The sequence below is a fragment of the Streptomyces sp. NPDC020742 genome (genome assembly GCF_040641675.1).
Classification (GTDB): domain Bacteria; phylum Actinomycetota; class Actinomycetes; order Streptomycetales; family Streptomycetaceae; genus Streptomyces.
The window spans coordinates 141,276-156,087 of the sequence record NZ_JBFAEA010000003.1; the positions used below are offsets into that span (position 1 = coordinate 141,276).

The 14,812-nt window shown below is 73.9% G+C and carries 13 protein-coding genes; 6 read left to right on the forward strand and 7 right to left on the reverse strand.

Annotated elements, in window-relative coordinates; translation table 11 throughout:
- Window positions 1-25: 25 nt before the first annotated feature.
- Together AB0G84_RS08080 and AB0G84_RS08085 are read right to left on the reverse strand one after the other, a co-directional pair.
- Entirely contained in the window at window positions 26-1,471 is a 1,446-nt protein-coding gene (locus AB0G84_RS08080; protein ID WP_361317194.1) for a DUF1338 family protein, read from the reverse strand.
- A 32-nt stretch (window positions 1,472-1,503) separates the two neighbouring features.
- The gene (locus tag AB0G84_RS08085; protein WP_361317196.1) at window positions 1,504-2,700 is read right to left on the reverse strand and encodes an FAD-binding oxidoreductase; all 1,197 of its coding nucleotides are present in this window, start codon (window positions 2,698-2,700) and stop codon (window positions 1,504-1,506) included.
- Between the two features lie 264 nt (window positions 2,701-2,964).
- On the opposite strand from AB0G84_RS08085, the gene AB0G84_RS08090 reads away from it, so the two are divergent.
- A complete protein-coding gene (locus AB0G84_RS08090; protein ID WP_361317199.1) occupies window positions 2,965-3,885 on the forward strand; it encodes a LysR family transcriptional regulator in 921 nt (306 codons plus the stop codon).
- Window positions 3,886-4,118: 233 nt separating this feature from the next.
- On the opposite strand, the gene AB0G84_RS08095 is transcribed toward AB0G84_RS08090, so the two are convergent.
- Entirely contained in the window at window positions 4,119-4,526 is a 408-nt protein-coding gene (locus AB0G84_RS08095; RefSeq protein WP_361317202.1) for an STAS domain-containing protein, read from the reverse strand.
- A 287-nt stretch (window positions 4,527-4,813) separates the two neighbouring features.
- Between AB0G84_RS08095 and AB0G84_RS08100 the strand changes: the two genes are divergently transcribed.
- From AB0G84_RS08100 to AB0G84_RS08120, 5 genes are all read left to right on the forward strand, one after another.
- Window positions 4,814-5,575, forward strand: a complete 762-nt coding sequence (locus AB0G84_RS08100) for a DeoR/GlpR family DNA-binding transcription regulator (protein WP_361317205.1) — start codon at window positions 4,814-4,816, stop codon at window positions 5,573-5,575.
- A gap of 293 nt (window positions 5,576-5,868) precedes the next feature.
- Window positions 5,869-7,191, forward strand: a complete 1,323-nt coding sequence (locus AB0G84_RS08105; RefSeq protein ID WP_361317825.1) for a sugar ABC transporter substrate-binding protein — start codon at window positions 5,869-5,871, stop codon at window positions 7,189-7,191.
- Entirely contained in the window at window positions 7,172-8,149 is a 978-nt protein-coding gene (locus AB0G84_RS08110; protein WP_361317208.1) for a sugar ABC transporter permease, read from the forward strand. The genes AB0G84_RS08105 and AB0G84_RS08110 overlap by 20 nt, the downstream gene beginning before the upstream one ends.
- Window positions 8,146-9,000 (forward strand): carbohydrate ABC transporter permease, encoded by an 855-nt coding sequence (locus tag AB0G84_RS08115; RefSeq protein ID WP_361317210.1) that lies wholly within the window; start codon window positions 8,146-8,148, stop codon window positions 8,998-9,000. Before AB0G84_RS08110 ends, AB0G84_RS08115 begins: the two co-directional genes overlap by 4 nt.
- On the forward strand, window positions 8,997-9,989 hold the full coding sequence (locus AB0G84_RS08120; RefSeq protein ID WP_361317213.1) for a zinc-dependent alcohol dehydrogenase family protein: 993 nt from the start codon (window positions 8,997-8,999) through the stop codon (window positions 9,987-9,989). Before AB0G84_RS08115 ends, AB0G84_RS08120 begins: the two co-directional genes overlap by 4 nt.
- Before the next feature lie 94 nt (window positions 9,990-10,083).
- On the opposite strand, the gene AB0G84_RS08125 is transcribed toward AB0G84_RS08120, so the two are convergent.
- The 4 genes from AB0G84_RS08125 to AB0G84_RS08140 all read right to left on the reverse strand — a co-directional run bounded on the left by AB0G84_RS08125 (window position 10,084) and on the right by AB0G84_RS08140 (window position 14,736).
- Window positions 10,084-10,557: an NUDIX domain-containing protein gene (locus tag AB0G84_RS08125; RefSeq protein WP_361317215.1), complete on the reverse strand. Its 474-nt coding sequence runs from the start codon at window positions 10,555-10,557 to the stop codon at window positions 10,084-10,086.
- On the reverse strand, window positions 10,547-12,106 hold the full coding sequence (locus tag AB0G84_RS08130) for an ATP-dependent DNA ligase (RefSeq protein ID WP_361317217.1): 1,560 nt from the start codon (window positions 12,104-12,106) through the stop codon (window positions 10,547-10,549). The genes AB0G84_RS08125 and AB0G84_RS08130 overlap by 11 nt, the downstream gene beginning before the upstream one ends.
- A gap of 200 nt (window positions 12,107-12,306) precedes the next feature.
- Window positions 12,307-13,704, reverse strand: a complete 1,398-nt coding sequence (locus AB0G84_RS08135; RefSeq protein WP_361317219.1) for an FAD-binding oxidoreductase — start codon at window positions 13,702-13,704, stop codon at window positions 12,307-12,309.
- 42 nt (window positions 13,705-13,746) lie between these two features.
- Window positions 13,747-14,736, reverse strand: a complete 990-nt coding sequence (locus AB0G84_RS08140) for an antibiotic biosynthesis monooxygenase (RefSeq protein WP_361317222.1) — start codon at window positions 14,734-14,736, stop codon at window positions 13,747-13,749.
- Between the last annotated feature and the right edge of the window lie 76 nt (window positions 14,737-14,812).

A 14,812-nucleotide genomic window follows, 5' to 3' on the forward strand; every position in this document is an offset into this window, starting at 1 on the left:
GGACGGTCATCAGGGGGGCCGGGGGTCAGAGGGCGGGGGCCGGGTCGGGAGGCGGGTCGGGGGCGATCAGTTCGCCGTCGTCCAGCGCCTGGAGCGCGGGGCCGGCCCGGAGGGTGTCCAGCGCCTGCCGCAGCGAACGCTCCTGCTGCTGTGCGGAGAGCGTGAACGGATCGAGCACCGGGCGGCCGATCGCCTCGGCGAGGCGACGTGCGTCGAAGGGGGTGCCCGCGCGTCCCGCGTCGCGGGTGCCCTCCTCGGTCAGGTTGGAGCGGAAGATGCCGGCGGCGGAGCGGGGCAGGAAGTCCTCGTAGACGACGGGGTGGGCAGTCAGCCAGCCGTGCCGGAGCAGCCCGGCCAGGTCGGCGGGCGGGCACCGGCCGTCCCGGGGGCGCCCGGTGACCGGACGGTAGGTGAAGAACGCCTGGTGCTCGACGGCGAGTTGGTGTTCGGTCGCGGGGAAGCCGCGGCGCCACAGGGCGCGGGCCGTCTCCTGCCGGTCGGCGTCGGGGTCCAGCGCCATCCGGCGGTCGGTCTCGGCCATCAGGTGGTCGTAGCGGGCCCGGCCGGCGCGGGTCAGCGCGATGCCGCGGGCCTCGACCTCGCCGAAGCGGACCCGTAGCGAGCCGTCGGTGTGGCCGCCGTCGGGCTCGCGGAACGTCCGACGTTCGGCCAGGGCCCGGAAGGAGGTCTGGCGCAGCAGGACGTCGGGGCCCTCCCAGCGCGGCGGCCCCTGGATCCGGTCGATCATGGTGATGCCGCGCTCGCCCATCCGCCGGTAGAGCGCGTCGATGTCCAGGACGCGGGGCGTGAGGTGGTTGATGTGGGTGGCGGTCACCCCGCCGATGTCGGCGGCGACGGCGGAGACCCGCTCCAGCTCGGTGTACCAGGCGCGGTCGACGGGCTCCGGGGAGAGTTCGAACGCGGCGACCGCGAGGGTGAGGAAGCGTTCGGCCTGGGCCGGTGGGAGTCCGGCCGCCTCCTCGGCGCGTTCGGCGAGGGTGAGCAGCTCCGGCGGGAAGAGCGTACGGCGGGCGAGGAAGGCCTCGAGGCGGGCTTGCAGGTCGGGGTCGAAGAAACGGCGGTCGCCGGTGGTCAACAGGGAGGTGAAGACCCGGAAGGGGTTGCGGTCGAGTTCCTCGCCGTCGGTGGGCCGGAAGGCGGTGGAGACGACGGGTACCGCGCCCTCGCCGTCCCGCAGGTCGTAGCAGCCGACCGGCCGCATGCCGAGGGCGGCGAAGATCTGGGCGGCCTGCCGGAGTTCGTCCGGGGTGCCGACGCGGATGGCGCCGTGGCGTTCGGCGGTGACCCGGTCCAAGCTGCCGAGCCGGGCGGCGTCCGGGTCGCGCGCCGCGACCTCGTCGTTCACCCGTCCGGCGACCTCCAACAGGGTGGTGTACGCGGGGACTTCGGTGCCGTACATGGCGGAGAGCCGGTGGGCGAAGGCGGCGCGCAGTTGCCAGGTGGGGACCATACGCAGCTCCGGGGGTGAGTGGGCGGACGGGGTCAGATGATGTGGGCCTCGGGGCGGGCGACGGGCGCCGCGGAGTCGTCGAAGCGGGTGGCGGCGAGTGGGCCGACGTCGAGGTCCGGCTGCCGGCCCAGGTAGAGGTCGCGGACCGTCTCCCCGACGGCGGGGGCCTGCAGGAAGCCGTGGCCGGAGAAGCCGGTGGCGTACAGGAACCGGCCGGGGCGGGCCGCCTCGCCGATCAGGGCGTTGCGGTCGGGGGTCATCTCGTAGAGGCCGGCCCAGCCGTCGACGACCGGGAGGCGGGCGAGGTCCGGTGCCCGGCGGGCGGCGGCGGCCCGGAACGGGGTCAGCCACTCCCGGGTGAACTCCCGCTGGAATCCGGGCTGTTGAGCGGGGTCGGAGAGGCCCATCAGCAGCCCGCCGGCGGTGTCGTTGTGGAAGTAGAGGGTGGAGGAGTAGTCGAGGGTGAAGGGGATGCGGGGCGGCGCCGGGCGCAGCGGGCCGGTGAAGGCGATCTGCCGGCGCAGCGGGGTGACGGGCAGCTCGACCCCGGCCATCGCGCCGACCGCGGCGGACCAGGCGCCCGCGCAGCAGATGACGGTGTCGGTGCGGACGGTGCCGTACGGGGTGTGCACCGCCTGGAGGGCGCCGTCCGCGGTCTCCAAGGCGGTGACCGGGCAGTGGCTGCGGACGGTCGCGCCGAGCCGGCGGGCCGCACGCAGATAGCCGGTGACCGCGGCGCCGGGCAGCGCATAGCCGTCGGTGGGCGAGTAGGCGGCGGCGACGATGCTGCCCGGGTCAAGATAGGGGCACAGCGCATGGGCCTCGTGCGGGGTGAGGATGCGGCTGGGCACGCCATGGGCGTTCTGGGTCGCTACTCCCTCGCCGAAGGTGGCGAGTTCGTGCTCGTCGCCCAGGAGGAAGAGGTACCCGACCGGGCACAGTCCGACATCGGCGCCGGGCCGCTGGGCGAAGTCCCGCCAGGCGGCCAGGCTGCGCAGGCCGAGGCGGATGTTGAGCGGGTCGGAGAACTGGGCGCGGACGCCGCCGAGCGGTTTGCCGGACGAGCCGGACGCGGGCCGGTCGCGCTCCAGAAGGAGCACCCGGGCGACGCCCGCCTCGGCGAGGTGGAAGGCGATGCTCGCCCCGATGACGCCGCCGCCGATGATCACGACGTCGGCGCGTTCGGGGAGGGGGGCCTGGGCCGGGGCCGAGGCGGGGGTGGGAGCCATCCGGGCCGCCTTTCCCGTCTGCTTGTTCCGGACGGACGGAGGGAGGGGACGGAGGGGGACGGAGGAACGGGGAGGTACGGAGGATTGGGGGATGTGCCGGTCCCGGTGGCGCGCCGTGCACCGGTGGACTCGATGGTGCCGGGCGGGTCGGGCCGCGTCCATGCAGAGTTGCTGGACGTGATCTGTTAACGGTTCTGCGCATTACGGGGTTTCGCCGAATGCCGGGGGCTCGGGCCGGGCGGCGCCCGCGGGTAGGGTGCGGGCATGGAATTGCCGGCGGTCCAGCTCAGGACGCTGCTGGAGCTGACCCGCAGCGGCACGATGACCGCGGCCGCCGCGGCCCTGGGCTATACGCCGGGCGCGGTCTCCCAGCACATCGCGGCACTGGAGCGGGCCACCGGCACCGAGCTGGTCCGCCGGAGCGGTCGCCGGGTGGCGCTGACGGACGCCGGGCTCACCCTCGCGGTCCACGCCGAGCGCATCCTGGCCGCGCAGGCCGAGGCGGTGGCGGCCCTGGAGCACAGCAGGGGTGAACTGCGGGCGCGGCTGCGGCTGGGCGTCTTCGGCACCGCGGCGGCGGTGCTGCTGCCGCCGGCGCTGCACCGGCTCTCCGTACGGCACCCGGGGGTGCGGGTGGAGAGCCGCGAGGTCGAGGTCGACCAGGCGTACGCGGAGGTGTGCGCCGGACGGGTGGAGTTGGCCCTCGGGCTGGACCATCCCGATGCGCCGATCGTCCGGGACGGCGCGGTGGAGCTGGTGCGGCTGCGCACCGAGCGGTTCTCGTTGGCGGTGCCCGGTGGGCACGCGCCGTGGGAGGCGCGGGCCGCGGGGAGCGGCGGGGCGCCGCTGCGGCTGGCCGAGGCGGCCGGGTGGGACTGGATCCTGCCGGCTCCCGGGTCGTACTACGGGCAGGCGATCCGGGCGGTGTGCCGACGGGCGGGTTTCGAGCCGCGGGTGGCCCATGAGGTGACCGACACCGCCACCTCGCTGGCGATGGTCGGGGCGGGGCTGGGGGTGGCGCCGCTGACCGAGCTGATGCTGCGGCTGCGGTCGGAGGGCATCGTCCCGGTGCCGCTCAGGGACCGGGTGGAGCGGCACATCGTGGTCGCGGTCGGTGCCACGGCGCGCCGGCGGCCCTCGGTGGCGGCGCTGATCGACGCACTGCGGGAGGGCGCGGCGCCGTAGCGCGTGGGCGGGGGCCGGCGAGCTGGCGCGTCGGCAGGCCGGGCGGGTCGGCAAGACGGGTGGATCAGCCGGCTGGGCGGGTCAGCCGGCCCGGGCGGATCAGCCGGCCCGGGCGGATCAGCCGGCCGGACGGGTCGACGGGGCAGTCGGCGCCCAGCCGGGTTGAGCCTGTCCGTCGCCCGGACCTTGGCGCGGAGCCTTCGCCCGGACCGTCACCCGCGCGAACCGGCCCTTCACACGGACGGGTCGCCCTCCACCGGCGGCCAGGCGGGGCGGCTTCCGTCGGGGACCGCGGCGAGGGCGTGGCCGACCGTCGGGTAGCAGGAGAAGACGCCCAGGGACTGGGTGCCGACCAGCAGCCGCAACATCCGGACGCCGAGCGACGCCAGCAGCAGCCGCCCCTCCAGCCGCCGGCACAGCCACTCCAGGGCGAGCAGACAGCTCAGCCCGCGGGAGTCGCAGAAGCGCAGGGCGGTCAGGTCGAGCACGAGGAAGCGGTGCCCGGCCGAGACCACCGACCGGGCCTCGGCGAGAAAGGCCTGCTCGGTGCGGAGGTCCAGCTCCCCGCTGACGCGCAGCACCGCGCACTCCTCCGCCTGAACGATCGCAGTGACCGCCAACGACCGCATCTCCGAGCTCATGGCGTCCAGAGTAAGCGCCGCCGGGCACCGCACCACCGCGGCGGCTCGGCAGCGTGAGCGGGGTCCCGGGCCGCCGGCGGGCGCGTCCACGGGGCGTACCGGGCGGGCGTCGGGCCACCGACCGCGCCCGCTACAGCGAGAAACGGGCAAAAACAGTCAGGATTAGTACGCCGACGGGCAGCTACTCACAGGACCCCGGTTGCTATAAACCTGAGGCGGGCGGAAACGGGCACCCCCGTGACCGAACGGACGACGGACATCCCCCAGCAACAAGGCAGGAGTGCGCCATGAGGGCCGAGGAACGCCAGCACCGCATGCTCGCCCTCGCCCGGCAGTCCGGCCGGGTCGAGGTCGCCGAGGCCGCGTCGGAGTTCGGGGTCGCCCGCGAGACCGTCCGCCGGGACCTGAGCGAGCTGGAGCGCCGGGGCCTGGTCCGGCGCACCCATGGCGCGGCCTACCCGGTCGAGAGCGCCGGCTTCGAGACCACGCTGGCCCGGCGGGAGACCGAGCAGGTGGCCGAGAAGCACCGGATCGCCACGGCAGCGGCGGCGCTGGTCGGCACGGCCGAGACGGTCTTCGTCGACGAGGGCTACACCCCGGAACTGGTCGCCACGCTGCTGCCGACCGACCGTCCGCTGACCGTGCTCACCGCCTCGCTGCGCACCGCGTCGCTGGTCGCGGAGGCCGAGTCGACGACCGTTCTGCTGGCCGGCGGCCGGGTCCGCGCCGGGACGCAGGCGACGGTCGGGTCCTGGGCCCGGGACATGCTCGCCCGGTTCGTGATCGACCTGGCCTTCCTGGGCGCCAACGGCATCTCCCGGGAACACGGTCTGACCACCCCCGATCCGGCGGTCGCCGAGGTGAAGGAGCAGGCCGTCCGCTCCTCGCGGCGACGGGTGCTGGTCGGGGTGCACCACAAGTTCGGCGCCAGCAGCTTCTGCCGGTTCGCCGAGGTCGGCGACTTCGACACGATCGTCACCGACGCGGGGCTGTCCGCGCCGGAGGCACACCGCTACTCCCTGCTGGGACCGCAGGTGCTCCGGGTCTGACCCGGAGCGGGCCCGCCCGGCCCACGGCCCCGTAACCCCACCGCTCCCCACCGACACACCACACTCCACACCGCCCCCGTACCGCACGCAGGCCGCCCCGGGCTCCGCGCGTCACCCCGACGTACCCGGACGCGGCTCCGCGCCCGCCGCCGGGCCCACCACCCCACGCAACACCCACCCCCATCCCCACCCCCGTCCCCTCCTCCCCGTCCCCCAGAGAGGTAAGAGCCGTGCGAGCACGATCCCCCGGAGCGCGCCGCGGCCGACGCGCCACCGCGCCGGCCGCCGTCGCCCTGGCGCTGTCCCTGTCCCTGTCGGCCACCGGCTGCTACCGCGGCGCCGGCGACGTGGGCAACAGCGGGAAGAACACCCTCAACGTCCTGATGGTCAACAACCCGCAGATGGTGGACCTCCAGCGGCTGACCGCCGCGCACTTCACCAAGGAGACCGGCATCAAGGTGAACTTCACCGTGCTGCCGGAGGACGACCTGCGCGACAAGATGAGCCAGGACTTCTCCAGCCAGGCCGGCCAGTACGACGTGGCCAGCCTGAGCAACTACGAGACCCCGATCTACGCCCGCAACGGCTGGCTGACCGACCTGGGTGCCAAGGCCGCCCACGACCGCTCCTTCGACCAGGGCGACCTCCTCCCGCCGGTGCGGGCCTCCCTGACCGCCGCCGACGGCAAGGTCTACGCCCAGCCGTTCTACGGTGAGTCCTCGTTCCTGATGTACCGCAAGGACCTGCTCAAGGCCGCCGGGCTGACCATGCCGGCCCACCCCACCTGGCACCAGGTCGCCGCCATGGCGGCCAAGTTGGACGGCTTCCGCACGGGCATGAAGGGGATCTGCCTGCGCGGCCAGCCCGGCTGGGGCCAGCTGATCGCCCCGCTGACGACCGTGGTGAACACCTTCGGCGGGACGTGGTTCACCAAGGACTGGCGGACCGGCGTAGACCGCCCGGAGTTCGCCCGGGCCACCCGCTTCTACGTCGACCTGGTCCGCCGGCACGGCGAGGCGGGCGCACCGCAGGCCGGGTACACCGAGTGCCTCAACGACATGCAGCAGGGCAAGGTCGCCCTGTGGTACGACGCGACCGCCGGCGCCGGCTCGCTGGAGAGCCGCGACTCCAAGGTCGCCGGCAAGATCGGCTACGCCCCCGCCCCGGTGGAGCGGACCCGCAACGCGGGCTGGCTCTACACCTGGGCGTGGGGCATCCAGAAGGCCAGTACGCACCAGGACGCGGCGTGGCGGTTCGTCCGCTGGGCCTCCAGCGCGTCGTACGAGCGTCTGGTGGGCCGGGAGCTGGGCTGGTCCAGGGTCCCCGGCGGCAAGCGCGCCTCGCTGTACCGCAACCCCGACTACCTCCGCTCCGCCCGGGCCTTCGCCGGTCCGACCGAGCGGGCCATCACCGCGGCCCGGCCGGACGCCCCCGGTGTCCAGCCGCGCCCCGCACCCGGGATCCAGTTCGTCGGCATCCCGGAGTTCTCCGACCTGGGCACCAAGGTCTCCCAGGAGATCAGCGCGGCCCTGGCCGGCAAGCAGAGCGTGGCCGAGGCCCTCCGCAACAGCCGGCGCCCGGCCCAGGAGGTGACCGATGCCTACGCAGACCACTGAGCCGCCCCGCGGCACCGCGCCCACCGCCCCCGGCCGTCCGCCGGCCACCCGTACCCGCCGCACCGGCCGGGCCGCCGACTGGGCCCGCCGGGCGCCCCTGCTGCCCGCGCTGGTCTTCCTGATCGTCGTCACCCAACTCCCCTTCGTGGCCACCGTGGTGATCTCCTTCACCCGTTGGAACGCGCTGGCGCCCGACCACCGGGGCTTCGCCGCCTTCGACAACTACCGGGCGGTGCTGACCGATCCGGCGCTGCGCAGCTCGGTGGGCACCACGGTGCTGCTGACGGTGACCGTGGTGCTGGTGAGCCTGCTGCTGGGGCTGGGTCTGGCGCTGCTGCTGGACCGGAAGTTCCGCGGCCGGGGCATCGTCCGCACCCTGCTGATCACGCCCTTCCTGGTCGTACCGGTGGCCTCCGCCCTGCTGTGGAAGCACGCCCTCTACAACGCCTCGTACGGGCTGATCAACGGCGTACTGACCTGGATATGGGGGCTGTTCGGCAGCGACAGCCCGCCGCAGCCGGACTGGATGACCCACGCCCCGCTGGCCGCGGTGGAGCTGTCCCTGATCTGGCAGTGGACGCCGTTCATGATGCTGATCCTGCTGGCCGGGCTGCAGAGCCGGGCGACCGACGCGGTCGAGGCGGCCCGGATGGACGGGGCCACCGCCTTCGACATCTTCCGCTACCTGACCCTGCCGCACCTGCGCCGCTACCTGGAGCTGGCCGCGCTGCTGGGCACCGTCTATGTCGTCCAGAACTTCGACGCGGTGTTCACCCTGACCTCCGGCGGTCTGGGCACCGCCAACCTGCCGTACACCATCTACCAGACCTTCTACCAGGCCCACGACTACGGGCGGGCGTCCGCACAGGGCGTGGTCGTGGTGGCGTGCTCGCTGGTCGTGGCCACGCTGGCGCTGCGCACCGTGTCGTCCCTGCTGCGCGAGGAGTCCGTCCGATGAGCGCCCTGCCCACCCCCGCACCCCCGCGCCGACGGCGCCCCGGACGGCTGCTGGGCCTGGTGGCCTGGCTGTGCGGGACCGCCTTCTTCCTGCCGGTCGCCTGGATGGTGCTGACGTCCTTCCACAGCGAGACGGACGCGGCGACCAACCCGCCGAGCCTGGGTGCCGGGCTCACCCTGCACGGCTACCAGGCGTTCTTCGGCGCGGACGGCGGCGTCAGCCCCTGGCCACCGCTGGTCAACTCGCTGACCGCGTCGGTGGTCGCCACCCTGCTGGTGCTGGTGCTGGCCGTGCCGGCTGCCTACGCGCTGGCCATCAAGCCGGTGCGCAAGTGGAGCGATGTGCTCTTCTTCTTCCTGTCCACCAAGATGCTGCCGCTGGTGGCCGGGCTGCTGCCGGTCTACCTGGTCGCGCAGAACGCCCACCTGCTGGACAGCATCTGGCTGCTGGTCATCCTCTACACCTCGATGAACCTGCCGATCGCGGTGTGGATGATGCGCTCGTTCCTCGCCGAGGTCCCGGCGGAGATTCTGGAGGCCGCCTCGATCGACGGGGCGGGCCTGACCACCACCCTGACCCGGATCGTCGCTCCGGTCGCCCTGCCCGGCATCGCCGCCACGGCGCTGATCTCCTTCATCTTCAGCTGGAACGAGCTGCTGTTCGCCCGGGTGCTGACCGGGGTCGTGGCGGGCACCGCGCCGGTGTTCCTGACCGGGTTGGTCACCAGTCAGGGCCTGTTCCTGGCCAAGGTGTGTGCCGCCGCCACCGTCATCTCCCTCCCGGTGATCGTCGCCGGATTCGCCGCCCAGGACAAACTCGTCCAGGGCCTGTCGCTTGGAGCCGTGAAATGAAAGCCGCAGTGATCAGCGCCCCCGGTGAGGTCGAGGTCACCACCGTCGAGGACCCCACGCCCGGCTCCCGCGAGGTGGTGGTGGAGGTCGCCGCCTGCGGGCTGTGCGGCACCGATCTGCACATCCTCCAGGGCGAGTTCGCGCCCACCCTGCCGGTGGTGCCGGGCCATGAGTTCGCCGGGACGGTCGTCGCCACCGGCAGCGCGGTCACCGAGCTGGCCGAGGGCGACCGGGTGGCGGTCGACCCGTCGCTGTACTGCTACGAGTGCCACTACTGCCGCATCGGCCGCAACAACCTCTGCGAGCGCTGGGCGGCGATCGGGGTGACCACGGCCGGCGGCGCCGCGGACTTCGCCGTCGCCCCGGTGGCCAACTGCGTCCGGCTGCCCGACCACGTCCGCACCGAGGACGCCGCCCTGATCGAGCCGCTCTCCTGCGCGGTGCGCGGCTACGACATCCTGCGCTCCCAGCAGTTGGGCAGCCATGTGCTGATCTACGGTTCGGGCACCATGGGCCTGATGATGCTGGAGCTGGCCAAGCGCACCGGCGCGGCCGGCGTGGACGTCGTCGACATCAACCCGCAACGGCTGGCCACCGCCCGCACCCTGGGCTGCAGCGGCGCTGCCGGGTCAGCGGACGAGCTGGACCGCCCGCGCGGCTGGGACGTGGTCATCGACGCCACCGGCAACGAGCGGGCCATCCAGGACGCGCTCGGCCGGGTCGGGAAGGGCGGCACCTTCCTGCAGTTCGGGGTGGCCGACTACGCGGCGCGGGCCACCATCGAGCCGTACCGCATCTACAACCAGGAGATCACCATCACCGGCTCGATGGCGGTGCTGCACAGCTTCGAGCGGGCCGCCGAGCTGTTCGCGGCCGGTGTCCTCGATCCGGAGGTCTTCATCAGCGACCGGCTGCCGCTGGACCGGTACGCGGAGGCGCTGGAGCGGTTCCGGCGCGGGGAGGGACGGAAGATCCAGGTACGCCCCTGAGCCCACCTGCGTCGCTCGCCCGGTCTTCTCCGGCCCGGCCATGTCCGGCCCGGCCGTCTCCGGGTCAGCCGCCGCCGGGTCAGCCGCCGCCGGGTCAGCCGCCGCCCGCGAGGTGCTCCGCGAGCCTTTCCAGGAAGGCTCGTTGAGCCGTCACCAGCCGGGCGGCGGCGTCCTCGGGCCGGAACCACGCCACCCGGTCGATCTCCGGGAAGCTGCGGACCGTCCCGGACCCGCGCGGCCACTCCATGATGAAGGTGCCGGGCACGATCCGCTCCGGGTCGAGATCGGCCTCGACGGCCCAGACCGTCACCACCTTGCCGCCCGACTGGCGGGCGTCCCCCAGGGGCACGTACCGCCCGTCGGGCGGCGGCAGGCCCAGCTCCTCCTCGAACTCCCGGCGCGCCGCGTCCAGCGCCTCCTCCGGGGGTGCGTACTCGCCCTTGGGCACCGTCCAGGCGCCGGCGTCCCGACGGGACCACAGCGGCCCGCCCATGTGCGCCAGCAGCACCTCCACCCCGTCGCCGGCCGAACGGTGCAGCAGCAGCCCGGCGCTCCGACTAGCCGTCACCGGCCCCTCCCCCTCCGGTGTGCGCGGCCCGTACGGTCTCCACCGTGTCCGCCTCGGCCGCGGTCTTGTCCTCCCGGTAGCGGACCACCCGCGCGAAGCGCAGGGTCACCCCCGCCGGGTAGCGGGAGGAGGTCTGCAGTCCGTCGTAGGCGATCTCCACCACGAGTTCCGGACGGACCGTCACCACACGGCCGTCGTCAGCCACCGCGAGCTGCTGCAACCGCTCGGTCTGCCAGCCGAGCACCGCGTCGGTCAATCCCTTGAAGGTCTTGCCCAGCATCACGAACCCGCCGTCCGGGCCGCGCGCCCCGAGGTGCAGGTTGGACAGGGTGCCGGTGCGCCGACCGTGGCCCCACTCGGCGGCCAACACCACCAGGTCGAGGGTGTGCACCGGCTTCACCTTCAGCCAGCCGGCGCCCCGGCGGCCCGCCTGGTAGGGCGCCTGGAGCCCCTTGACCACCACGCCCTCGTGGCCCCGGCGCAGCGTCCGGGACCAGAAGTCCTCGGCCGCGGCGCGGGCCGCCGCGTCGGCCGGGTCCGCGACCACGCAGCGGCGCACCCGCAGCGGCTCGGGAACCAGCCTCGCCAGCTCCACGTGCCGCCGCTCGCCCGGCAGTTCCAGCAGATCGCTGCCGTCGACCGACAACAGGTCGAAGAAGACCGGGGAGAGCGGCAGCGCGGCCCGCGCGGCGGAGACGTCGGCCCGGGAGCCGAAGCGGCCCGCGACCCGCTGGAACGGCACCGGCCGTCCGGCGTCGTCCAGCGCGATCACCTCCCCGTCGAGGATGAAGCGCTCACCCGGCAACGCCCGTGCCACGTCGACGACTTCGGGCAGCCGTACGGTGACCTCCTCCAGGGTGCGGGTGTGGATGCGGACGTCCGGGCCGTCCCGGTGCACCTGTACGCGGATGCCGTCGAGCTTCTCCTCGACGGCGCAGGCACCGAGCCGGTCGATCGCCTCGGCCACCGACCCGGCGCTCTGCGCGAGCATCGGCCCCACCGGCCGGCCCACGGTGAGCCGGAAGGCGGCGAGCGCCGGCGGCCCCTCGGCCAGCAGCGCCCGTGCGACGTCCGGCAGCGAGCCGGCGAGCATCACCGCCCGCCGGACGTCGGCGGCGGGGGTTCCGGTCGCCGCGGCGAGCCCTTCGACGGCGAGCGCGTCCAGCGCGCCCTGCCGCACCTCCCCGGTGAGCAGTCCGATCAGGAAGCGCTGTTCCTCCGCGGTGGCCGCGGCCAGCAGCCGCCGCACCCGCCGGCGCCGTTCGGCCTGTGCGCCGGCCCCGGCGACCTGCGCCAGGCCGGTCAGCGCGGCGTCCGCCTCGCGTACGGTCAGGGTGGGCCGACCGGCCGGCGGCACCGCCTCGCGCAGCACGCTCCAGCCGACGCCGATCCGCCCCTGGGGCAGCCGCCCGGCGAGGTAGGGGATGACCACGGGCACGTCCTCGGGCGTGGCGGCCCGGAACAGCCCGGCCAGCAGCGCGGTCTTCCGCGACCGCGCGGAGACCGACGCGACCTCGGCGGACACCCGTGCCAGTTCGGCGAGGAGCACAGCACCATGGTGCCCCCACGGCGCCGTCCCCGCCCGCCCGACGGCCGGATCCCGGCGGTGGGCCCGCCCGCACGGGGCCGAGGTACGGGGCCGAGGTACGGGGCCGAGGTACGGGGCCGAGGTACGGGGCCGAGGTACGGGCCCGCCCCTACGGCGTGAGCCCTCACGGGTAAGCCAGGTCCCCCCACAGGGTGAGTCCCTCACGGGGCGAGGTAGGAGTGGAACCGGCCCTCGGGGTCCCAGCGCTCCCGGACCGCCTGGAGGTGCTCCCAGGTGGCGGGCGGGTAGCAGCGGCGGGCCCGGGCGGGACCGGCCTCCAGGTCGGTCTCCGCGATGTAGTGCAGCCCCTCGCCGTCCGGGTCGGCCGCGGCCATCGTGTCCTGCAGCCAGTGCCCCTGCGCGGTGTCCTCGTCTGGGTCGTCCCAGACCGCGTACGCCACCAGGTAGGACGCGCCGAGCGGGGCGAACGCCATGTTCCGCAGCAGCGCCGGGTCCTCCGACACCGGCTTCACCGGCGCCAGCACCAGGGACCGGTCCGAGGGGGCGTGCGCCACCGTGTCGGCGATCCGGCTGAGCTGGGTGCGGTAGCCCTCCCGGGACCACAGAGTGTCCGCGGCGTACCGGTGTCCCGGCGGCCAGAGGGACCCGGCGCCCTCGTGCAGGCCGGCGTAGGTGGTCGCGACGGGCGGCTGCTCGTCGACGGCCAGGCCCACCAACGGGCCCTCGGCGAGCGGCGCGAGGGCCTGCCGGGCCTGCTCGGCGGACGCGGCGAAGGCGGTGGCGGACAGGGTGATCCGCGGTCCCGCGGGGGCGGCCTCGGTCGCCGGCCCCCAGGACGTCAGCACGAAGGAGGTCTCGACGTACGGCGGGAGCCCGCGGACGACCGGCTCCGCCCAGCCGGTCAGTACGGGCGTCTCCGCGATCCGGAAGGTGTAGCGGGTGGTCATGATCGACGCGGGGTGGGGGTGCAGGGCGAGCCGGAAGCGGGTGACCGCGGCGCAGAACCCCGGCCCGGCGCCGCGGGCGGCCCAGAACAGGTCGGGGTGCTCGCGCTCGCTGCAGTCGACGGTCCGTCCGGCCGCGGTGACCACCCGGATCTCCCGTACGTCCGCACAGGAGACGCCCCAGTCCCGGGAGTTCCAGCCGAGACCGCCGCTGAGCAGGAAGCCGCCCAAGGCGACCGAGGGGCAGTGGCCCACCGGGAAGGCGAGGTGCTGCGGGGTCAGGGCGGCGACCAGGTCCCGGCCGGTGGCCCCGGGTCCGACGGTGGCCGTCGCCGGGCCGCCGTCGGACCCGGGGGTGAGGGCGAGGTCCCGGAGCCCGGAGACATCGAGCAGCAGCGCGTCGTCGCGGAGCGGTGCTCCGGACCAGTTGTGGCCACCGGAGCGGACCGTCACCCGCAGGCCCCGTTCGCGGGCGTGGGCGACGGCCCGTACGACGTCGTCCTCGGAGGCGGCCCGCACGAGGGCGGCGGGGAAGCGATCCGGCTTGCGGTCGTTCCACACCGCGGCGGACCGGGCCTCCTCGTAGCCGTGCGCGCCGCGGCGGAGCAGGGCGGTTCCCAGGTCCGTGGCGGGGGTCGTGGTCCATCGGCCCATCGGGACCTCCTCGGTGCACGGCCGGTGCGGGCCGGCGGCGGGTCAGTGGATCAGATGGTGGGTGATCAGACCGAAGGCGACGAGGGACACCAGGTAGCAGAGCACCACCACCACCGAGCCCAGCACCTGCATCCGGCGGGTGCGGATCCGGCCGGGTGCCATCCAGAAGGCCAACGCCCGGTTCACCAACGGCATCAGGATCCAGGTCAGCGCGCTGACGCTGAGGATGTTGCTGAGGAACAGGGCCAGGTACAGGGGGAACTTGACCGAGTTCAGCTGCTCACCCACCGTCAGGGTCAGCACCATCACGGTGGGGTAGAGCGCCAGCAGCACCGACATCGCCTGTTTCCAGTTGGGCGGTACTTGGGCACCGGCGCCGCTGTCGAAGCGGAACCAGCCGCTGAACGCCGAGCCGACCGTGCGCACGTCGTAGGAGACGAAGTAGGAGCGGCCCTCCTCCAGCAGCGCCTTGCGGGTGTCGGACCCCAGCCAGTCGTCGAGGTGTTGGCGGGAGTCGAACCGGAAGACCACGACCCAGTGCTTCTGGACGTTCTTGACCGGTTTGAAGAGCTCCGAACCCATGTAACCGGGCGCCTTCTCCTGCGCCTTGAGCGCCTTCTCCTGCCACTGGAGGAAGGCCTGCTCCTTCCCGGGGCGGACCTCGTGGGAGATGACGGCGGTGACGACCTCGGGGGACTCCTCGGCGGGGCTACCGCCGCGGAGCACCTCCATGGTCGGGGGGCCCTCGAAGAGTCCGCTTGCCTCGTCGAGGAGTTGCCGGCGCCGGGCCGAGTCCAGCCAGACCGTCAGCTCGTCGATACCGGAGAAGCGGAAGACGGCGACCCACTCGTGGGGGTCGCCGGCGCCGGGCGGGTACACCTCGGCACCCATGAATCCGTCGAATTCGCGGGCGGCGTCATTGGTGCGGTCCTGCCAGCGCTGGTACTCGTCGAACCGACCGTCGCGCACCTTCTGCGAGGTCACGACGGTGGCGTGGTCAGCCGTGGCAGCACGGCTTGCACGAGTTCTCACCTTCGGTAGCGTAGTACATAAGCAATTTACAGGGCAAATGGGGCGATTGGTCGATCGGGGGCGTACGGGAACCACG

Coding starts and splice junctions, on each gene's coding strand:
- AB0G84_RS08080 (WP_361317194.1), bottom strand. CDS start 1,471: ATGGTCCCCACCTGGCAACTGCGCGCCGCCTTCGCCCACCGGCTCTCC.
- AB0G84_RS08085 (WP_361317196.1), bottom strand. CDS start 2,700: ATGGCTCCCACCCCCGCCTCGGCCCCGGCCCAGGCCCCCCTCCCCGAA.
- AB0G84_RS08090 (WP_361317199.1), top strand. CDS start 2,965: ATGGAATTGCCGGCGGTCCAGCTCAGGACGCTGCTGGAGCTGACCCGC.
- AB0G84_RS08095 (WP_361317202.1), bottom strand. CDS start 4,526: ATGAGCTCGGAGATGCGGTCGTTGGCGGTCACTGCGATCGTTCAGGCG.
- AB0G84_RS08100 (WP_361317205.1), top strand. CDS start 4,814: ATGAGGGCCGAGGAACGCCAGCACCGCATGCTCGCCCTCGCCCGGCAG.
- AB0G84_RS08110 (WP_361317208.1), top strand. CDS start 7,172: ATGCCTACGCAGACCACTGAGCCGCCCCGCGGCACCGCGCCCACCGCC.
- AB0G84_RS08115 (WP_361317210.1), top strand. CDS start 8,146: ATGAGCGCCCTGCCCACCCCCGCACCCCCGCGCCGACGGCGCCCCGGA.
- AB0G84_RS08120 (WP_361317213.1), top strand. CDS start 8,997: ATGAAAGCCGCAGTGATCAGCGCCCCCGGTGAGGTCGAGGTCACCACC.
- AB0G84_RS08135 (WP_361317219.1), bottom strand. CDS start 13,704: ATGGGCCGATGGACCACGACCCCCGCCACGGACCTGGGAACCGCCCTG.